Below are 21,183 nucleotides of genomic sequence, written 5' to 3'. Positions count from 1 at the left end.
GTCCTTACGGTATAACAGTGTATAGACACCTATCTACCTCGGGAGGGGCCGGAATTGGGACAAGGTACACGGCTTTAGTTGCTTTCTTTTGCTTGTATAGATACCTATCTACCTCGCGAGGGGCCGGAAACGGTAGCAAGATAGGTACGATAGCACCGTCTGAATTGAGTATAGATACCTATCTACCTCGGGAGGGGCCGGAAACTGAATAAAGTTCATGATCGTACGTTGATCATCTTGTGTATAAGAACCTATCTACCTCGTAAGGGGCCGGAAACTAGAAAATGTATTTTCCAACATTAGCGAAGTTACCTTGAAGATAAACACCTATCTACCTCGAGAGGGGACGGAAACCGGATAAATCCAGATTCAGCAGAAGGTGTCACGTTACGTATAGCTACCTATCTACCTCGCGAGAGGCCGGAAACACAGGGTCTGTTTTGACAGGTTTCACAGTTGTTTTTAGTATAGATACCTATCAACCTCGAGAGGGGTCGGAAACTTTCTGTAACCATCTCTTTCAAACGAATCCCATCTATCTTTGGGTATAGCTACCTATCTACCTCGGGAGGGACCGGAAACCCAATATTGTTTGAAAAGTTTCATTAAATTACCTTCTTGTGTATAGCTACCTATTTACCTCGAGAGGGGCCGGAAACATTCCTAGAAATTCGCAGGTAGTGCTCACATCCATCGTATAGCTACCTATCTACCTCGGGAGGGGTCGGAAACGCATTTACTGCGTTCTTAGCCAAAATTTCTACGATCGTAGTGAAACCTATTTACCTCGAAAGGGGCCGGAAACAATTTTTTCTTATAAAAGTAGCCCACTGCTGTCAACAACGTGTATAGACACCTATCTACCTCGGGAGAGGCCGGAAACACATACCTGATGACATTCATATCAGGATTGATGTGTATAGATCCCTATCTACCTCGAGAGGGGCCGGAAACCCTCTTTTTATAACCCTTCCTAACTGAACTTCTTTCGTATAAGAACCTATCCACCTCGAGAGGGGACGGAGACCACGCTCTAAATTTTGGAATCATCCCAAATCCTCGTATAGACACCTATCTACCTTTAGAGGGGCCGGAAACTGGATAGTTTTAGAGAAAATCCTGTTCTCAATGTGGGATTTTATAGATATCTATCTACCTCGTGAGGGGACGGAAACAAGGCATAAGCTGGTGTAATATCCGCCGCATTATGAGTATAGATACCTATCTACCTCGCGAGGGGCCGGAAACTTTGACTGCCCCTGATTCTTTACACTAGGCGGTGTTCTATAGGTATAGATACCTATCTACCTATCTACCTCGCGAGGGGTCGGAAACCAGTGGGATAGTTTGTAAAAGTCTGTGCTAAGGTAGGTATATCTCCCTATCTACCCCGCTAGGGGCCGGAAACCCAAACAACCCACCTACGATTGAATATGAAGTATCAGAGTATAGATACCTATCAACCTCGAAAGGGGCCGGAAACAATTATTTTTCTAGTAATTCGTCGAGCGTGATCGCACGTATATCTCCCTATCTACCTCGAGAGGGGCCGGAAACTTCCATCTCCTTAATCAACCAGTCAAGGTTCTTGCAAGGTATAGCTACCTATCAACCTCGGGAGGGGCCGGAAACATAACTTGCTTATCTTTTCCTTGTAAAGTAATTTTTGTATATCTCCCAATCTACCTCTCAAGTGGCCGGAAACTTTGGTGGTTCAGGAGTATGAGTTGTTACCTTCGCTACAAGTATATCCACCTATCTACCTCGCGAGGGGCCGGAAACCGTGTAATTCTTTCTGAAGTTGTTTGATTTTTTTGATTGGTATAGATACCTACCTACCTCGCGAGGGGCCGGAAACATTTTACTCAGAAGCTCTTTGATTTTCTTGTTAGTGTGTATAGATACCTATCTACCTCGAGAGGGGACATTTTCATAAGGGTAAAGGATTCCAAAAGTAAAAGAAAAAAGCGCTCATGAGAAAGCAAAAGCGCTGTTGTATCAATAAAGGAGGCATATGAAACGCATCGAACTATCATTTAAGCGGATTGAGCAATCACCGAGCGACCTATCGACAAAATTCCAAGGTTTTCTTATGGAAAAGCTAGAACCAGACTATGTGACTTGGCTACATGAGCAGGAAACCAACCCCTACTCACTAAAAATCATTCATCAAAAGGACAAGACCCTATGGTCCCTTCATCTCCTGACGGATGAGGCTGTCAAGCAGATCCTGCCTGTTCTATTGGAGCTAAAGAGAGTAGAGCTTCATGATTTACCGACTCTCATGGTAGAGTCTTTATCCATGCAAGATCTCAGTTCGGAGCAACTCTTTGAGTTCTTTAATGAAAACCAAGATCGGTCACTCTACACCATTTGTTTTCAAACTCCAACAGGATTTCGGTCCCAGGGAGAGTACGTGCTCTTTCCGACCATGCGTCTCATCTTTCAGAGTTTGATGATGAAGTATGCACGTTTGGTCGAGAATCGTCAGGACATCGAAGAGGAAACTCTGGACTACTTGGTCAAGCACAGTAGAATTACCAGCTATCGATTGGAGTCCAGCTATTTTAAAGTCCATGGCAAAAAAATCCCTGGTTTCAGGGGGAGATTGACCTTTAAGATTACAGGTCCAAATACCTTGAAAGCATACGCCAATATGCTTCTGAAATTTGGGGAGTACTCAGGTATCGGCATGAAAACTAGTTTAGGGATGGGAGGTTTAGAACTTGAAGAAAGAAAAGATTGATTTAGTTTATGGATCACTTTTGCACGCTATCGGCAAGGTGATTCAAGGTTCCAGGTATGATGAGAAAGACCTAGGTACCATTGGGTCCGAATGGTTTAGACGCTTTTCGGATAATGAAAAGATAGCTCAGCAGATAGCCAAGGCGACTTCTAGTGATTTGCCGACGGACTTAGCTCCTGATAGTTTGGTCTATATCACGTCAGCTGCCGCAAAGATTGCTTCAGGCCTAAAAGGAGCAGCAGATACTCATGGAGGTAAAGAAGATTTCCTAAGCAAACAATCGGATATCTTCAATGTATTTTCAGATAGCCCTAGTCAGCGTTATCTTGATGCGCGTCCATTAGAGCTTGACGGGGAACCAAACTATGCTAAGGGATCGAGTGAGCCGTCTGACAAGTCAGACTATGACTTGATAGTAGCGACCTTAGAAAAAGAGTTTGAGAGATTTGACTTTAGCCAATCTGAGATAGATGCCCTTTTGAATCTCCTTGAGTCTACTCTTTCCTATGTACCTGTTTCGACAAGAACCAAGGGATTATCAGATATTTCTCTAGCAACCTACAGTCGTCTGACAGCTGGCTTTGCCCTAGCTATAGAGGACTATTTAGCAGACAAGAATTGCCGTGATTATGACAAGGTACTGGGACAGGATTTAGAAGCTTTTTATAGCGAAAAAGCCTTTTTATTAGCAAGTTTTGACCTGTCAGGGATTCAGGATTTTATCTACAATATCGCAACAGCTGGTGCAGCTAAGCAACTAAAAGCACGTTCCTTGTATCTAGATTTTATGGGGGAACATATCGCTGACAGCTTACTGGAGAAGTTAGAGCTTACGAGGGCTAATCTTCTCTACGTCGGTGGAGGGCACGCCTACTTTATCCTTCCAAACACCGAAAAAACTAGAGAAACCTTGGCTAGCTTTGAAGCAGAATTCAATCAGTTTTTGGTCAAGCATTTCCAGACAGGTTTGTTCGTAGCATTTGGTTGGAGTCCGTTTTCTGCCAATGATATGACAACGACACTGGCCGACTATCGAAAAGTCTATCAAACAACCAGTCGGATGATTTCCCAAAAGAAAATTTCTCGTTACGATGCCAAAACTCTACTTGAACTCAACCAAGGAGGAAAAAGCTCCCAGAAAGAATGTGCAATTTGTCACTCAGTCGAAAAGCTTACCAAGTATAAAGATCAAGAGGTCTGCCATATCTGTGCAGGGATGTATCGCTTTGCCAAGGAAATACAAGAAAACTACTATATTGTGACAAAAGAAAAAGGACTGCCGATAGGTCCGGGAGCCTATATTAGTGGTATTTCAAAATCCAACCTTGCCAATGAAGAGTGGGACCGTGTTTATGTAAAGAATAGCTATAGTACAGATATCCTAAAAGCAACCCATGTCTTTGTCGGAGATTACAAATATGCTGAGATTGACCAGTATGCCCAACTATCTCAGGATAGTGAAACTGGACAAGGGATCAAGCGATTAGCAGTTGTTCGACTAGATGTGGATGATCTAGGAGCAGCCTTTATGGCTGGGTTCTCCTATCAAGATAGTGGCAAGTATAATACTCTGGCACGGTCAGCGACCTTCTCTAGAAGTATGAGTCTCTTCTTTAAGGTCTATATCAACCAGTTTGCAAGAGAGAAAAAACTATCGATCATTTATGCCGGTGGAGATGATGTATTTGCTATCGGTTCTTGGCAGGATATTATTGAGTTTACTATTTGTCTCCGACAAAACTTTATCAAGTGGACAAATGGTAAATTAACCCTATCAGCAGGGATCGGTCTCTTTCCAGATAAAACTCCAGTTAGCCTGATGGCTGAAGAAACTGGTAAGCTAGAAGGAGCAGCAAAGGATAACGACAAGGATAGTATTTCCCTTTTTAAAGCAGGTAATACCTTGAAGTTGGACCAATCTTTTGGCAATGTTGATTCTGAAAGAAATTATACCTTGAAGTTCGACCAATTTATTGACAATGTCTATAATGGGAAACTGAAGAGCATTCGTTACTACTTTAATATTCAAGATGAGCGCGGAAAGAGTTTTGTATACAGACTGATTGAGCTCCTTCGTAACTACGATCGTATGAATATTGCTCGATTAGCCTATTATTTGACGCGCTTAGAGGATCAAACTTCTAAGGATAAAAAAGAAGAGTTTAAAGAGTTTAAGGATTTATTCTTTTCTTGGTATACAGGTAGCGATAATGAACGTAAGGAAGCAGAGATAGCTTTACTTCTATATATTTATGAGATTAGAAAGGATTCATAGATGGCAATTTTAACAGATGATAATTACGTAGATAAGGCAGAAAAGGTTATTAAATCTTTAAATCATACTAAAGATCATAGAAATAATAAAATTAAATTTTTTTTAACAACTACAAAAATTCGAAATCTACTAAATTTAACTAGTAATCTTTTTGATGAAAGTAAGGTCAGATCGTATAAGGAATTGGCTGATAAAATTGCTTATTTAAGAGTGCAGTTTGTTTATCAATCGGGCCGAGAAACTGCGGTTAAAGACTTGGTGAAAAAGGCTGAGATTCTAGACATTCTAAAAGAAATAAACAATAAGGAAAGTCTCCAACGTTTTTGCCGCTATATGGAAGCACTAGTAGCTTATTTCAGATTTTATGGAGGAAAAGATTAATGGCATTTGCAAAAATTCAAGTAACAGGACAAATTCGTCTAGAGACAGGACTTCATATTGGGACAAGCAATGCTTTTGCGGCGATTGGTGCTACGGACTCACCTGTGATTAAAGATCCAATTACAAACTTACCCATTATTCCAGGATCTAGTATCAAAGGGAAAATGCGTACCCTTTTGGCAAGAGTATATAATACTAAATTAGCAGAAAAACCAGGAGAAGATGGGGAAATTATTAGTCGTCTCTTTGGGAATAGTTCAGACAAAAACTATAAAGTAGGAAGACTCATCTTTAGAGATGCCTTTCTAACTAACAAAAAAGATTTAGATTCACGAGCTGTCAAAGGTTATACTGAAGTTAAGTTTGAAAATACTATTGACCGTATCACTGCTGAAGCAAATCCAAGACAGATTGAACGTGCTATCCGAGACAGTATCTTTGGATTTGAGTTGATCTATGAGGTGACAGACAAGAGTCAAGCTCAAGTAGAAGAAGACTTCAAAGTAATTCTTGATGGATTAAAGCTGTTGGAACTTGATTATTTAGGGGGTTCAGGTTCTCGTGGTTATGGTAAAGTTGTCTTTGAGAATCTTAAAGCAAATACAGTTTTCGGAAACTATGATGTTAGTAGATTGAATGAACTTTTAACTACGGAGGTCTAGTATGACCTACAAGATGTATATTATGAACTTCCATACTGCTCACTTTGGAGCAGGTACTCTGGATAGTTCTAAAATGACTTTTGCAGCTGACCGATTGTTTTCAGCCTTAGCTATAGAAGCAAAAAAAATGGGCAAAATGGAGGAATTTGTATCATTAGCAGGTCTAGATGGATTCGTTTTGTCAGATGCATTTCCTTATCAGTCAGGCCCATTTTTACCTAAGCCGATAGGATTTCCAACGTTTGACCAGCCAGACTTAACAACGGATGTTAAAGAAGTAAGACGTCAAGCGAAAATGGCGAAGAAACTTCAATTTATCCCTTTAGATAAATTTGATTCTTATGTAAATGGAACGCTTTTTAAAGACGCAGAACATGCAGTAACAAACATCGTCACTAAAAACCAACCTCATTTAGATGGGGCTCTTTATCAAGTTTCTACAGTTAGATATAGAGATGACTCTTCTCTTTACGTGATTGCTAACGAGTCTGAGCTCTTGAATGAACTCATGGCAAGCTTGCAGTATACAGGAATTGGTGGGAAACGCTCCAGTGGTTATGGACAATTTGATTTGACTATTTTAGATTTACCAGATAGCTTCAAAAATCGTCTCACCAAGGTCCATCAAGGACCTGTCATGACCTTGACGACTTCTCTACCAGTCGAAAAGGAACTTGAATATGCTATGGAAACTGGTTCCTATTTACTAAGTAAATCAAGTGGTTTTGCTTTTAGTACAGAAACTAATGAAAATTACCGTAAGCAGGATTTATATAAGTTTGCTTCTGGATCTACTTTCTCTGAAACCTTTACAGGACAGATTGTAGATGTAAGACCTCTTGATTTCCCACATGAAGTATTAAGCTATGCTAAACCATTATTTTTCAAGATGGAGGGAGAAAGATGAAAACAGAGTATAGAACCTTTCAATTTACCCTCCTAGCCATGGCTCCTATCCATACTGGCAGTGGTGATAAGTACACATCTCGTGAATTTATCTATGAAGATGGGTACTTTTATTTCCCTGATATGGGTAAGTTTTATAATCGAATGGTGGAGAAAGGTTATGATCAGAAGTTTGAGCGCTTTTTACAAGAGAGAAAGGCAAGTGCCAGTAATAATCGTTTGATTTCCTTTTTAGAGGATAACCGTATTTCTGACCGTGATTTTGGTGGTTATAGGATTAAAGAGACTGGTTTTGAAACCGAAAAGAACAACATTGATTCCAAGTTAGGTACTATTAATGAAGTATCAAAGTTTATGCGAGACTCTTATGGTAATCCTTATATACCTGGTAGTTCGTTAAAGGGAGCCATTCGAACTATTTTGATGAATACCAATCCTGACTGGAATAATGAAAATGTTGTGAAAGATAAAAAGGAAAACAAATCTTTGATTCCTTGGGGAGCAAAAAAGGGTCAGAATTATGATGACTTGTTTAATACTATTCGTGTTAGTGATAGCAAACCATTTAGAAATGACAGTCTTATTTTAGTTCAAAAATGGGATCATAAAGCCACCACCCCTCTTGTCAAGCCTCTTCCTTTATATAGGGAAGCTTTAACTCCTGGCAAAATAATTAATTTTAAAATTACCACAACTACAAAGGAGGCGGGGGAATTAATTGAGAAACTTGGTGAGAAAGCATTTGAATTTTATAATGACTATAAGATTTTTTTCCTCAAAGATTTTCCTGAAAATAAAATTCAGCCAAATATTCAATATCCTATATACTTGGGTGCTGGTAGTGGAGCTTGGACAAAAACAATTTTTAAACAAGCAAAAGATATTTTACAAGAACGTTATGAGAATAGCAGAACCACTAGGATGGTTGAAAAGGGAGTCTTGAAATTAACAAAAGCGCCAATGAAAAGTGTTAAAACAACACAAGCAACTCGTAAACTGATAATGAATAATGAATCCTTCTATGAAATGGGCAAGGCGAACTTTATGATTAAGGAGATTACAAATGACAATTTTAATTTCAGCAGTAGGTAATACGGATCCTATCAGTAAGAACAGAGACTCAGCCTTAATGCACATAGCTCGAAAATATAAACCAGAAAGAATCGTCTTACTCTACAGTGAGGAAATGTTAGTTAAAAAAACTCTTATTGAGAGAGCCCTTCTTTCATTTAAAGACTACAAACCTGATGTGAAAATTCATGAGCAAATATTAAGGAATGATGAGGTTTATTTGTATGATAAAATGTATGAGATCATAGGAAAAATTATAAAAGAGTATTCTAAATTAGGGGAGGAATTAATTCTAAATCTATCTTCTGGTACTCCTCAGATAAAATCAGCTCTATTCGCTATAAACCGAATTGATGACTATAATACGCAGGCAATTCAAGTTACCACTCCTAGTAATTCATCTAACAATCCCCAAAAAATACTCTCCAAGGAAGAGGAAGATAATCTGTTTAAAAATAATGAAGATAATCAGGATAATTATGAAAACAGATGTATCATGGATATAGCGGAGAAGTTCAATCATTCTTTAGTTAAACGTCATTTAAGAAGTTTGATAGAGTCATATGATTATTTAGCTGTTGAAAAGATTGTTATCCGGAGAGATTCGAAGGGGCTGCTTTCAAATAAGCAGTTAGCTCGTTTAAGAATCATTCTAACCGACTTAGTAAATGTTTTTAAAAAACAAGAAGTTCTTTCAGAAATTCAGAAATATCCACTTTCAGAGGTTGAGAAAAAAGCCCTTAATTATTTTTTGATGATTGAGATTTTAAACAAACGAGGTCAAGTAGCAGATGTTTTGATTAAGTCAAAATCATTAGTCGAATTTATATTAGAAGATAGAATAAAAAGGAATCATCCGAATCTAATAATATATAAAAATAAGTTACCTAAGCTAAACAAAGAACATCAAGATTTTGAAAAAGTTATCGGTTATTTAGATAGTGATTATAAAAAATCACAGAACGAAAATGAGGGCAAAAAAGAAGACTTTTCTCCTACAACAACTCTAAATCTAATTATATACACTAAAATTTTAGAGTATTACAAATATAGTCCTGAATTAATTAAGTCACTTAGAGTTATCATTTCTTTAAACAATGAGAGAAATAAGGTGGCACATGGCTTGTCAGAGATTGATAGTAAACTAGTCAATTCAAAGAAATTGCAACAGACTATAGATACTTTGCGCTTTATTTTACAAGATACATTTGAGATTGATGATAACTATTTCTCTTGTTACCAAACACTCAATAATGAAATGCTTGACTTACTTCGTCAATAATATACTTTATCAATAAATCTTTTTTTGCTGATGATACATATAATGAGATTGCATGTGCCTGCTTTCCCAGTTGACGCAGAACCCAAAAAACGATATAATAAGAAAGTTGAGAATTGATTTTCAGTCATCTTAGTCCAGAGAAATGGCGGTGCTGCGAGCCATCTAAGTTAGAAAGTCATGCTACTCAATCAGACAATTGCATAAGAATAAGAGAATGACAAGTTCATTGAATGAAGGTGGTACCGCGGTTTTTCGCCCTTCGTGATATGAGCTTGTCTTTTGATTTTTGGAGGTGTTTATGAAGACATTTCTCGTGAAACAAAAGTTTCGTCTTGGGGGCGAACGCTTCGATATCAAGGATGATAGAGGAGTAGTGAACTATCAGGTGGAGGGCTCTTTCTTCCAAATTCCTAAGACCTTTACCATCTATGACGCCTATGGTGAGCAGGTCAGTGAAATCAGTAAAGAATTTTTCACCTTGCTTCCTCGCTTTACTATTCAGCTACGAAACGGTTCCAATTTCGTTATTCGTAAGAAGTTGACCTTCTTTCGAGATAAGTATGAGTTTGATGATCTAGGACTTCGTATCGAGGGCAATATATGGGATTTGAATTTCAAATTGTTGGATGACCGCGACCAAGTGATTGCCGAGATTCGGAAAGAGATTTTCCATTTGACCTCAACTTACACCGTAACCGTCTATGAAGACTCTTATGCAGACCTGGTCATTTCCCTCTGTGTCGCGATTGACTATGTGGAGATGCTAGAAAGCCAATCAAATTAAACAAGTAAATAAGGAGATATTATGAAACAACTATCTAGTGCTCAAGTTCGCCAAATGTGGCTTGATTTCTGGGCAAGCAAAGGTCACTCTGTAGAACCATCAGTCAGCTTGGTTCCAGTAAACGACCCAACTCTTTTGTGGATCAACTCTGGGGTAGCAACCCTTAAGAAATACTTTGACGGAACCATTATCCCTGAAAACCCACGTATTACCAATGCGCAAAAAGCCATCCGTACTAACGACATCGAAAACGTAGGGAAGACTGCGCGTCACCATACCATGTTTGAAATGTTGGGGAACTTCTCTATCGGGGATTACTTCCGTGACGAAGCTATCACTTGGGCTTATGAGCTTTTGACAAGCCCAGAATGGTTTGATTTTCCAGCTGATAAACTGTACATGACCTACTATCCAGACGATAAAGATTCTTACAACCGCTGGATTGAAGTAGGAGTGGATCCAAGCCACTTGATCCCAATCGAAGACAACTTCTGGGAAATCGGTGCGGGGCCTTCTGGACCTGATACAGAAATCTTCTTTGACCGTGGAGAAGCATTTGACCCAGAAAATATCGGTCTTCGCCTGCTTGCAGAGGATATCGAAAACGACCGTTACATCGAAATCTGGAACATCGTTTTGTCACAATTTAACGCTGATCCAGCTGTTCCTCGTAGCGACTACAAGGAATTGCCGCACAAGAACATTGATACGGGCGCTGGTTTGGAGCGTTTGGTGGCCGTTATCCAAGGAGCTAAGACGAACTTTGAAACAGACCTCTTCATGCCAATCATTCGTGAAGTTGAGAAATTGTCTGGTAAGGTCTACGACCAAGATGGCGACAACATGAGCTTCAAGGTCATTGCTGACCATATCCGTTCTCTTTCATTTGCCATCGGTGATGGTGCCCTTCCTGGAAATGAAGGTCGTGGTTATGTTCTTCGTCGTTTGCTTCGTCGTGCTTCTATGCACGGTCAAAAATTGGGTATCAACGAGCCTTTCCTTTACAAACTCGTTCCAACTGTTGGAAAAATCATGGAAAACTACTACCCAGAAGTGCTTGAAAAACGTGACTTTATCGAAAAAATCGTTAAGAGCGAAGAAGAGTCATTTGCCCGTACCCTTCATTCAGGTCAACACTTTGCCCAAGGCATCGTAGCTGACTTGAAAGAAAAAGGTCAATCTGTTATCGCTGGGCAAGATGTCTTCAAACTCTACGATACATACGGATTCCCAGTTGAATTGACAGAAGAAATCGCTGAAGAAGCTGGGATGACTGTAGACCGTGAAGGTTTTGAAGCAGCCATGAAAGAGCAGCAAGAACGTGCGCGTGCGTCAGCTGTCAAAGGTGGCTCAATGGGAATGCAAAATGAAACCCTTCAAAACATTACAGTGGAAAGTGTCTTCAACTACAATGCCAGCCAATTGCCTTCTAAGTTGGTGGCTATCGTAGCGGACAATGCTGAAGTAGAAGCTGTATCTGAAGGAACTGCCTCTCTTATCTTTGCAGAGACTCCATTCTACGCTGAAATGGGTGGACAAGTAGCTGACCACGGTCAAATCTTGGATGCTAAAGGAAATGTCGTAGCGACTGTAACGGACGTGCAAAAAGCACCAAACGGACAAGCTCTTCATACTGTCGAAGTTCTTGCACCACTTGCTTTGAATCAAGAATATACCTTGGCAATCGATACTAATCGCCGTCACCGTGTCATGAAAAACCACACAGCGACTCACTTGCTCCATGCGGCTCTTCACAATATCCTTGGCCACCATGCAACTCAAGCAGGATCTCTGAACGAAGTAGAATTCCTACGCTTTGACTTCACTCACTTCCAAGCCGTAACTCCTGAAGAGTTGCGCGCCATTGAACAGCAAGTCAATGAGAAAATCTGGGAAGCAATTGCAGTAGAGACTATTGAAACAGATATTGACACTGCTAAAGAAATGGGAGCTATGGCCCTCTTTGGTGAGAAATACGGTAAGGAAGTCCGTGTTGTAACCATTGGTGACTACTCAGTGGAACTTTGTGGTGGTACCCACGTTGGCAACACTTCTGAGATTGGTCTCTTCAAGATTGTCAAAGAAGAAGGAATCGGTTCAGGTACCCGCCGTATCTTGGCAGTAACTGGTAAGGAAGCCTTTGAAGCTTATCGTGAACAAGAAGACGCTCTGAAAGCAGTCGCAGCAACTCTTAAAGCACCTCAACTCAAGGAAGTGCCTCACAAGGTTGAAGGTCTTCAAGAGCAACTCCGTCAATTGCAAAAAGAAAATGCAGAATTGAAGGAAAAAGCCGCAGCCGCAGCCGCAGGTGATGTCTTCAAGAATGTTCAAGAAGCAAACGGACACCGTTACATTGCAAGCCAAGTTTCTGTATCAGATGCAGGTGCCCTTCGTACCTTTGCGGATAACTGGAAACAAAAAGACTACTCTGACGTGCTTGTCCTAGTTGCCGCTATCGGTGACAAAGTCAATGTCCTCGTAGCAAGCAAGACTAAAGATGTGCATGCAGGAAACCTTGTCAAAGAATTGGCTCCAATCGTTGATGGACGTGGTGGTGGTAAACCAGACATGGCCATGGCAGGAGGAAGCAACCAAGCGAAAATCCAAGAACTCTTGGATGCAGTAGCAGGTAAATTATAAGACAATAAAGATCTATCCATTTGGGTAGGTCTTTTTGCGCATACAAAAAAGCCAAATCCGGTTGGATTTGACTTATAACTGATAGGTTTATTTTGTTGCCCAGACACTGACTGAACCCGCCGCTACTGGGAATTCTCCATAACCGTCAGCATTGATTGTAACTTGTGCTGGATGGTTTTCAAGGAGGTCAACAAAGGTTTGGCCAGCCCATTCTTGGCCAATAAACATATATTTGCTGTTTTCTTGGTCGTTTGAGATAAGGACTGCAAGCGGTGTTTGGTTTTCAGCGCCTGCACGGACCCATCCGATACAGTTTGCATCGTCAAAGTAGTCTGTTTGCTCTCCATAGGCTAAATCTTTTCGAATGGCTAGGAGTCGGTCAAGAACTTCTTTGAAATCCTGTTGAGCATATTTCCCTGAAATGCCATAGTAGTCTCCGTAAAACACACATGGAAGACCCTGCTCACGAAGAAGGATGAGCGCATAGGCTGCTGGTTTAAACCATTCTTGGACGGTTGACTCGAGTGCCTGTCCTCTTTGAGTATCATGGTTATCAACGAAAGTGACAGCCTTGTCAGGCTTGAGTTCAACCAAGCTATCTGTGAAAATGTTACGAAGGTCATAGCTTGCTCCAGCCCGACTGGCTTCAAAGAGGTTTTGGTGGAGGCGAACATCGACAAGGTCAAAACGTTCTTCTATTTTCTCGAGATAGTCTAGATTGGCATCCTTGTCTGGGTTCCAAAATTCCCCAAAAACATAGAAATCTTGACCGTATTTTTCCTTCATATCACGGATGAAATTGCTCATAAAGAAGGAGTCGATGTGCTTAACGGCATCCAAACGGAAACCAGCTACACCAGTCGTTTCCATGAACCAGTCAGCCCAGTCATAGATATTTTGGATGACTTCAGGGTGCTTAAAGTCTAGGTCGGCATACATGAGGTAGTCGTAGTTACCATTTTCGTTATCGACCAATTCCTCATTTGCCCAACCTTTATTGTCTCCTTGGATCAGGTAAATACCAGACTTACGGCGCTTGGCATCGTAGTCCGTACCTGTGAAGTGGTACCAGTGCCAGTGAAAGTCATTGTAGGTATCTTGGCGACCATCGAAAGTAAAGTGAGTCCAGCCATTGATAGTAAAGGGCTCGCTTAGTTGAAGGGTACGATCCTCAGGGTCCACTTCAATAACCTGAAAGGCTTCCATGTGATCGGCAGCAGCCTTGTGATTGAGCACCACATCGGCCATAGGTTGAATTCCCTGCGCCTTTAGGGCTTGAATGGCTTGAAGATAATCTTCTTTAAACCCATACTTGGTACGGACAGTCCCTTTTTGGTGAAATTCACCTAGGTCAAAAAGATCGTAAACACCATAGCCGACATCTTTTTCGTTGGTTGCCTTGAAGGCAGGTGGCATCCAGACATGGCTGATACCAAGGTTTGCTAGGTGCTCTGCGTCATTTGTCAGTCGAGCCCAGTGTTGGCCGTCGTGAGGCAGATACCATTCAAAGTATTGCATAAGTGTCTGATTTTGCATTGTTTTTCCTCTTGCTTATCAATGTTGTGTTTTATTCTACCATAAAGTTTAGAACTAGGCAAACGTTTGCGCAAGATTCTATACTCATTTCTGAAATTGTCTATTTTTATCGATTAAAATCTCTCTTTCCATCACAAGGGAAAGGATGTTTTGGTGAAAAAGTAAATGGAATAAACTTATTTTAACAAAAATGACACTCAGTAAACTAAAGTACAAATGGTTAAACGGTTTCTTTTTTGAGAATTGTCACAAAATTTGCTATAATAGTAGCTATGAATAGAATTAGGGTCAGCAGACGCGTTGAAAAAAAGCTAGCTAAGGGTCTAGTTCTTTTGGAAGCAAGTGATTTAACAGATATTGAACTGACGGATCAGGCAGTAGAAGTTCTTAGTCAAGACGGGAAGTTTTTAGGGAGCGCCTATCTTTCTCAACAGAATAAGGGAATCGGTTGGTTCATCAGCAAGGAAAAGGTTCGTTTCAATCAAGCCTTTTTTGAAATCCTGTTTCGTAAGGCTAAGGAAGCTAGAAAGCCTTATTATCAAGATGACTTGACTACTGCCTTTCGCCTTTTTAACCAAGAGGGGGATGGTTTTGGTGGTCTGACTGTTGATTTCTATGGAGATTATGCTGTTTTTTCTTGGTACAACTCCTTTGTTTACCAAATTCGTGAGCTAATCGTAAAGGCTTTTAAGGAAGTTTTTCCTGAGGTCTTGGGGGCTTATGAGAAGATTCGTTTTAAAGGTCTAGACTACGAGTCTGCCTATGTTTATGGTGAGGAAGCACCAGACTACTTTACTGTTCTTGAAAATGGTGTACTCTATCAGGTTTTTATGAATGATGGCTTGATGACAGGGATTTTCCTAGACCAGCATGAGGTTCGTGGGAGTCTGGTTGACGGTCTAGCCATGGGCAAATCTTTGCTCAATATGTTTTCCTATACGGCTGCCTTTTCAGTTGCTGCAGCTATGGGAGGCGCTAGTGAGACGACTTCTGTCGACTTGGCAAAACGATCGATAGAGCTGTCAGAAGCTCATTTTCAGGCAAATGGACTTAGCACAGACAATCACCGTTTTATCGTCATGGATGTTTTTGAGTACTTCAAGTATGCCAAGCGAAAAGGCTTGACCTATGATGTGATTGTGCTTGATCCGCCGAGCTTTGCCCGCAATAAAACACAAACATTCTCTGTAGCTAAGGACTATCACAAGTTGATTTCCCAGAGTCTAGAGATTTTAAATCCGGGAGGCATTATCATTGCCAGTACCAATGCTGCCAATGTTTCCCGCCAAAAATTTACAGAACAAATTGATAAAGGTTTTGCAGGAAGAAGGTATCAGATCTTGAACCAATATGGTCTTCCAGCTGACTTTGCCCATAATAAAAAAGATGAAAGCAGTAATTACCTCAAGGTGATTAGTATGAAGGTTAGTAGATGAAATTAATCGTTTCAGTGATGCCAAGAAGTTTAGAAGAAGCGCAAGAACTGGATGCAACTAGGTATGAAGATGCCGATATCATTGAGTGGCGTGCGGACTTTCTTGCAAAGGACGCTATTTTACAGGTAGCACCCGCTATCTTTGAGAAATTTGCAGGACGCGAACTTGTCTTTACCCTTCGGACCCGCGCTGAGGGAGGAGAAATCGAACTTTCCTCAGAAGAGTATGTTCAAATCATCAAGGAAGTTACTCAGCTTTATCAGCCGGATTATGTAGATTTTGAGTATTTCAGCTACAAGGACGTTTTTGAGGAAATGTTGGATTTTCCAAATCTTGTTTTGAGTTACCATAATTTCCAGGAGACACCTGAAAATATGATGGAAATCCTGTCTGAGTTGACCAGTCTCTCTCCAAAAGTGGTCAAGGTATCAGTTATGGCCCATACGGAGCAGGATGTTTTAGACCTGATGAATTACACTCGAGGATTTAAAACACTCAATCCTGAACAAGAGTACGTGACCATTTCCATGGGGAAAATGGGCAAGGTATCCCGTATCACTTCAGATGTGACGGGTTCAAGTTGGTCATTTGCTAGTCTGGATGAAGCGAGTGCCCCAGGTCAGATTTCGCTATCAAACATGAAGAAAATCAGGGAGATTTTGGATGAAGCTTGATGGCTATACACGTTTAGCTGCAGTTGTTGCCAATCCTATCAAACACTCTATTTCACCCTTTATCCACAATAGGGCCTTTGAGGCGACAGCTATTAATGGCGCCTATGTAGCTTGGGAGATTGAAGCGGGTGATTTGGCAGAAACAGTCGCCAATATTCGCCGTTACCAGATGTTTGGCATCAACCTGTCTATGCCTTACAAGGAGCAAGTGATTCCTTATCTGGATGAGTTGAGTGATGAGGCTCGTTTGATTGGGGCGGTCAACACAGTTGTTAATCAAGATGGAACGTTAATTGGATATAATACAGATGGCAAGGGATTTTTTAAGAGCTTGCCTTCTTTTACAATTTCGGATAAGAAAATGACCATTCTGGGGGCAGGTGGTGCGGCCAAGTCCATTTTGGCGCAGGCTATTTTGAATGGCGTCAGTCAGATTTCAGTCTTTGTTCGTTCAGTTTCCATGGAAAAAACAAGACCTTATCTAGACAAGTTGCAGGAGCAAACAGGATTTAAAGTGGACTTGTATGCTTTAGAAGATGTTTCTGTCTTGCAAGCAAGGATTGCCGATTCGCACTTACTAGTCAATGCCACCAGTGTGGGCATGGATGGCCAGTCGTCACCAGTTTCAGAAAGCATCAATTTGCCGGAAACTCTCTTGGTTGCAGATATCATTTACCAACCCTTTGAAACTCCATTTTTGAAATGGGCTAAAAGTCAGGGGAATCCAGCAATTAATGGCCTAGGAATGTTGCTCTATCAAGCTGCTGAAGCTTTTCAACTGTGGACAGGTAAAGAAATGCCGACAGACGAGATTTGGCAGTCCTTAACAGAAAAATATAAATAGTGAAAAGGAGACCCTCCTATGAAAATCAGAATCGATATTCCGCATCATCCTTATGATATTCAGATTGAAAAAGGTTGTCTGGCTCAGGCTGGTCAATGGTTACGAGAACTCTGGCAACCGCAAAAAGTGGTCATTGTAACCGACAACCATGTAGCTTCTCTCTATGCAGAGAAGGTTAAACTCAGCCTAGAAGATGCTGGTTTTCAGGTAGCTGTTTTTGACTTTTTAGAAGGTGAAGAAAGAAAGAATTTAACCACTGTTCAGAAAGTCTATGAGTTTCTAGTTAAGCAGGGGTTGACTCGTAGCGATGGGATTGTGGCCCTTGGTGGTGGTGTCGTTGGGGACCTGGCTGGCTTTGTAGCTTCTACCTATATGCGTGGGATTCACTTTGTTCAGATTCCGACTAGTTTGACAGCCCAGGTAGATTCTTCTATCGGTGGAAAGACGGGTGTCAATACTCCATTTGCTAAAAATATGGTGGGAACTTTTGCCCAACCAGATGGGGTTCTGATTGACCCGCTGGTCCTTGAAACACTCGGAAAAAGGGAGTTGATTGAAGGGATGGGTGAGGTTATCAAGTATGGCTTGATTGAGGATCCAGAACTTTGGGCTCTCTTGACGGAGCTGGATGGTTCTGTAGAGAGCATTCTGGAGCATGCAGAGACTTTGATTGAACATTCTTGTCAGGTTAAGCGCAAGATGGTGGTTGAAGATGAGTTGGATAACGGTGTTCGTCTTTACCTCAATTTTGGGCACACTATTGGTCATGCCATTGAAGCAACGGCCGGTTATGGCAAAGTCATGCATGGTGAGGCAGTGGCTATGGGCATGGTGCAGATTTCCAAGGTTGCTGAGGGAAAAGGCCTAATGCCAGAAGGAATAACCCGGTCCATTAGAGAGATGTGCCAGAAATTTGGACTACCTGTTGACTATGAAAACTGGGATGTTGACAAGCTTTATCAGGCTTTGACTCATGACAAGAAGGCACGTGGCAACACCTTGAAATTGGTCTTGGTACCAGAGCTTGGTTCAGCGACCATTCACCCAGTTTCCCTGGAAGAGATGAAAGACTACTTGGTAAAATAAGGAGAACGTATGAGATATTTAACTGCTGGAGAATCACATGGACCCCGTCTGACAGCTATTATTGAAGGAATTCCAGCGGGCCTTCCTTTAACAGTAGAGGACATCAATGAGGACCTTAAACGCCGTCAGGGTGGCTACGGTCGTGGTGGTCGTATGAAGATTGAGAGTGACCAGGTTATCTTTACTTCGGGCGTTCGTCACGGGAAGACGACAGGGGCTCCTATTACCATGGATGTTATCAATAAGGACCACCAGAAATGGCTGGATATCATGTCTGCTGAGGACATTGAAGACCGACTTAAAAGCAAGCGGAAAATCACTCATCCTCGTCCAGGACATGCCGATTTGGTTGGGGGGATCAAGTACCGTTTTGATGATTTGCGAAATTCTTTGGAACGTTCATCAGCTCGTGAAACAACCATGCGGGTGGCAGTTGGGGCAGTAGCCAAACGCCTATTGGCTGAGCTTGATATGGAGATTGCCAACCATGTCGTGGTCTTTGGTGGCAAGGAAATAGATGTACCTGAAAATCTGACAGTGGCCGAGATTAAGGAACGAGCTGCTCAGTCTGAAGTTTCTATTGTTAACCAAGAGCGGGAACAGGAAATCAAGGACTATATTGACCAAATCAAGCGTGATGGTGATACTATCGGTGGAGTTGTGGAGACAGTCGTCGGAGGCGTTCCAGTTGGTCTTGGCTCTTATGTCCAATGGGACAGAAAATTAGATGCGCGATTGGCCCAAGCAGTTGTCTCTATCAATGCCTTTAAAGGAGTGGAATTTGGTCTTGGGTTTGAGGCTGGTTACCGAAAAGGCAGCCAGGTTATGGATGAAATTCTCTGGTCAAAAGAAGACGGCTATACTCGTCGTACCAATAATCTAGGTGGTTTCGAAGGTGGTATGACCAATGGGCAACCTATCGTTGTTCGAGGTGTCATGAAACCCATTCCCACCCTTTATAAACCACTTATGAGTGTGGATATCGAGACTCACGAACCCTATAAGGCAACTGTAGAGAGAAGTGATCCGACCGCTCTTCCAGCAGCAGGTGTGGTCATGGAAGCTGTTGTGGCAACGGTTCTGGCACAAGAAATCCTTGAAAAATTCTCATCTGACAATCTAGAGGAATTAAAAGAGGCAGTTGCCAAGCACCGAGACTATACAAAGAACTATTAAGGAGTCCTTATGGCAAAAACCATCTATATCGCAGGTCTCGGTTTGATTGGTGCTTCGATGGCACTCGGTATCAAGCGTGATCATCCTGATTATGAAATTTTGGGTTATAATCGCAGTCAGGCTTCGAGAGACATTGCCTTGGAGCGGGGGATGATTGACCGTGCGACGGATGATTTTGCCAGTTTCGCTCCCCTAGCAGATGTCATCATCCTGACCTTGCCAATCAAGCAGACCATTGCTTTTATTAAGGAGTTGGCAGATTTAGACTTGAAAGAAGGCGTCATTATCTCGGATGCCGGCTCGACCAAGTCAGCCATCGTGGATGCGGCGGAGGAACATTTAGCTGGCAATCCTGTTCGCTTTGTCGGGGCCCATCCCATGGCCGGTAGCCACAAGACAGGGGCTGCCTCTGCGGATGTTAATCTCTTTGAAAATGCCTACTATATCTTCACACCTTCGAGCCTGACAAGTCCTGACACACTTGAGGAAATGAAGGATCTGCTTTCAGGCCTTCATGCTCGTTTTATCGAGATTGATGCCAAGGAGCATGATCGGGTGACTTCTCAGATTAGCCATTTTCCTCATATTCTGGCTTCCAGCCTTATGGAGCAGACGGCAGTTTATGCTCAAGAACATGAGATGGCAAGGCGCTTTGCGGCGGGTGGTTTTCGAGATATGACTCGCATTGCGGAAAGCGAGCCAGGTATGTGGACTTCCATTCTCTTGTCCAATCGTGAGACTATTCTAGATCGAATTGCGGATTTCAAGGAGCGCCTAGATGAGGTTGGACAAGCCATCAGCAAGGGAGATGAAGAGCAAATCTGGAACTTTTTCAACCAAGCGCGTGCGCAACGTCAGGCCATGGAAATCCATAAGCGTGGTGGTGTGGACAGTTCTTATGACCTCTATGTCGATGTTCCCGATGAAGAAGATGTTATCTTGCGGATTTTGGAATTACTTCGTGGGACTTCTTTGGTTAATATCCACATCAACGAAGAAAACCGTGAAGATGTTCACGGGATTCTACAAATTTCCTTTAAAAATGCTCAAGACTTAGAACGAGCTGAGCGCTTAATCACAGAAAATACGGACTACACAGTCGTCATCAAATAAGGAGAAAATCATGTCAAATATTTACGATAGTGCAAATGAACTTAGTCGCGGATTACGCGAATTACCAGAATACAAGGCGGTCAAGGCAGCAAAAGATGCCATCCAAGCTGATGAACAAGCTAGCAAGATTTTTGCAGACTACCTCGCTTTCCAGCAAGAAATCCAAGTCATGGCGCAAACGGGACAAATGCCAGACGCCTCTTTCCAAGAAAAGATGCAGTCTTTCAGCAAACAAATCCAAGAGAACGCTCTTTTGTCAGATTTCTTTGCCAAACAGCAACAATTGTCCATTTACCTTTCGGACATTGAGAAAATTGTCTTTGAACCTGTTTCAGAATTATTGAAATAGTATTTTATCTGTATAAAAGCCAGAAATTTCAGGAATTTCTGGCTTTTTTGTGATAAAATAAGAAAAAGTATTGCAAGTATGAGGTCAACTATGAAACTAAAAACAAACATTCGCCACTTACATGGCAGTATCCGGGTTCCAGGTGACAAGTCTATCAGCCATCGTTCGATTATTTTTGGAAGTTTGGCTGAGGGCGAGACTAAGGTTTATGATGTTCTGCGT

Annotated in this window: 17 protein-coding genes and 1 pseudogene; 17 read left to right on the top strand and 1 reads right to left on the bottom strand. The window is 41.6% G+C overall.

Going from position 1 to position 21,183, the window contains the following annotated elements:
* The first annotated feature begins 2,014 nt into the window (after positions 1 to 2,014).
* From cas6 to alaS, 9 genes are all read left to right on the top strand, one after another.
* Positions 2,015 to 2,746, top strand: a complete 732-nt coding sequence (gene cas6 / locus HMPREF0849_RS06140; protein WP_000821019.1) for a CRISPR-associated endoribonuclease Cas6 — start codon at positions 2,015 to 2,017, stop codon at positions 2,744 to 2,746.
* The gene (cas10, locus tag HMPREF0849_RS06135; RefSeq protein WP_000711729.1) at positions 2,727 to 5,021 is read left to right on the top strand and encodes a type III-A CRISPR-associated protein Cas10/Csm1; all 2,295 of its coding nucleotides are present in this window, start codon (positions 2,727 to 2,729) and stop codon (positions 5,019 to 5,021) included. Before cas6 ends, cas10 begins: the two co-directional genes overlap by 20 nt.
* On the top strand, positions 5,022 to 5,402 hold the full coding sequence (gene csm2 / locus HMPREF0849_RS06130; RefSeq protein WP_000996503.1) for a type III-A CRISPR-associated protein Csm2: 381 nt from the start codon (positions 5,022 to 5,024) through the stop codon (positions 5,400 to 5,402). It begins immediately after the preceding gene.
* Positions 5,402 to 6,064, top strand: a complete 663-nt coding sequence (gene csm3 / locus HMPREF0849_RS06125; RefSeq protein WP_000852937.1) for a type III-A CRISPR-associated RAMP protein Csm3 — start codon at positions 5,402 to 5,404, stop codon at positions 6,062 to 6,064. Before csm2 ends, csm3 begins: the two co-directional genes overlap by 1 nt.
* 1 nt (position 6,065) lies before the next feature.
* Positions 6,066 to 6,971, top strand: a complete 906-nt coding sequence (gene csm4 / locus HMPREF0849_RS06120; protein WP_000221421.1) for a type III-A CRISPR-associated RAMP protein Csm4 — start codon at positions 6,066 to 6,068, stop codon at positions 6,969 to 6,971.
* On the top strand, positions 6,968 to 8,062 hold the full coding sequence (gene csm5 / locus HMPREF0849_RS06115) for a type III-A CRISPR-associated RAMP protein Csm5 (RefSeq protein ID WP_000846388.1): 1,095 nt from the start codon (positions 6,968 to 6,970) through the stop codon (positions 8,060 to 8,062). Before csm4 ends, csm5 begins: the two co-directional genes overlap by 4 nt.
* Positions 8,034 to 9,323: a type III-A CRISPR-associated CARF protein Csm6 gene (gene csm6 / locus HMPREF0849_RS06110; RefSeq protein ID WP_000153850.1), complete on the top strand. Its 1,290-nt coding sequence runs from the start codon at positions 8,034 to 8,036 to the stop codon at positions 9,321 to 9,323. Before csm5 ends, csm6 begins: the two co-directional genes overlap by 29 nt.
* Positions 9,324 to 9,621: 298 nt before the next feature.
* On the top strand, positions 9,622 to 10,107 hold the full coding sequence (locus tag HMPREF0849_RS06105; RefSeq protein ID WP_000847083.1) for an LURP-one-related/scramblase family protein: 486 nt from the start codon (positions 9,622 to 9,624) through the stop codon (positions 10,105 to 10,107).
* A gap of 21 nt (positions 10,108 to 10,128) precedes the next feature.
* Positions 10,129 to 12,747 carry an alanine--tRNA ligase gene (alaS, locus tag HMPREF0849_RS06100; protein WP_000811705.1) on the top strand — a complete coding sequence of 873 codons (2,619 nt, stop codon included), beginning with the start codon at positions 10,129 to 10,131 and terminating at the stop codon, positions 12,745 to 12,747.
* 87 nt (positions 12,748 to 12,834) lie between these two features.
* Here the strand turns inward: alaS and HMPREF0849_RS06095 are convergent, their stop codons facing one another.
* Positions 12,835 to 14,283: an alpha-amylase gene (locus HMPREF0849_RS06095; protein ID WP_001181028.1), complete on the bottom strand. Its 1,449-nt coding sequence runs from the start codon at positions 14,281 to 14,283 to the stop codon at positions 12,835 to 12,837.
* 272 nt (positions 14,284 to 14,555) lie between these two features.
* Here HMPREF0849_RS06095 and HMPREF0849_RS06090 point away from each other — a divergent pair, with 272 nt between their 5' ends.
* From HMPREF0849_RS06090 to HMPREF0849_RS10305, 8 genes and pseudogenes are all read left to right on the top strand, one after another.
* Complete coding sequence (locus tag HMPREF0849_RS06090) at positions 14,556 to 15,719, top strand: class I SAM-dependent rRNA methyltransferase (RefSeq protein ID WP_001079988.1); 1,164 nt, start codon at positions 14,556 to 14,558, stop codon at positions 15,717 to 15,719.
* Positions 15,716 to 16,393: a type I 3-dehydroquinate dehydratase gene (gene aroD / locus HMPREF0849_RS06085; protein WP_000767776.1), complete on the top strand. Its 678-nt coding sequence runs from the start codon at positions 15,716 to 15,718 to the stop codon at positions 16,391 to 16,393. Before HMPREF0849_RS06090 ends, aroD begins: the two co-directional genes overlap by 4 nt.
* Entirely contained in the window at positions 16,383 to 17,237 is an 855-nt protein-coding gene (locus HMPREF0849_RS06080) for a shikimate dehydrogenase (RefSeq protein ID WP_000762463.1), read from the top strand. The genes aroD and HMPREF0849_RS06080 overlap by 11 nt, the downstream gene beginning before the upstream one ends.
* 18 nt (positions 17,238 to 17,255) lie before the next feature.
* Positions 17,256 to 18,323 carry a 3-dehydroquinate synthase gene (aroB, locus tag HMPREF0849_RS06075; RefSeq protein ID WP_000702136.1) on the top strand — a complete coding sequence of 356 codons (1,068 nt, stop codon included), beginning with the start codon at positions 17,256 to 17,258 and terminating at the stop codon, positions 18,321 to 18,323.
* Between the two features lie 9 nt (positions 18,324 to 18,332).
* Positions 18,333 to 19,499: a chorismate synthase gene (gene aroC, locus HMPREF0849_RS06070; RefSeq protein WP_001269890.1), complete on the top strand. Its 1,167-nt coding sequence runs from the start codon at positions 18,333 to 18,335 to the stop codon at positions 19,497 to 19,499.
* A 9-nt stretch (positions 19,500 to 19,508) separates the two neighbouring features.
* Positions 19,509 to 20,612: a prephenate dehydrogenase gene (locus tag HMPREF0849_RS06065; RefSeq protein ID WP_001140466.1), complete on the top strand. Its 1,104-nt coding sequence runs from the start codon at positions 19,509 to 19,511 to the stop codon at positions 20,610 to 20,612.
* Between the two features lie 10 nt (positions 20,613 to 20,622).
* Entirely contained in the window at positions 20,623 to 20,961 is a 339-nt protein-coding gene (locus tag HMPREF0849_RS06060; protein ID WP_000065973.1) for a YlbF/YmcA family competence regulator, read from the top strand.
* A gap of 90 nt (positions 20,962 to 21,051) precedes the next feature.
* A pseudogene (locus HMPREF0849_RS10305) lies at positions 21,052 to 21,183 on the top strand (3-phosphoshikimate 1-carboxyvinyltransferase); the annotation flags it as partial.

This window comes from Streptococcus sp. C300 (assembly GCF_000187645.1).
GTDB classification, from domain to species: Bacteria; Bacillota; Bacilli; order Lactobacillales; family Streptococcaceae; genus Streptococcus; species Streptococcus oralis_CQ.
This window is presented reverse-complemented; position numbering and strand designations above follow the sequence as displayed.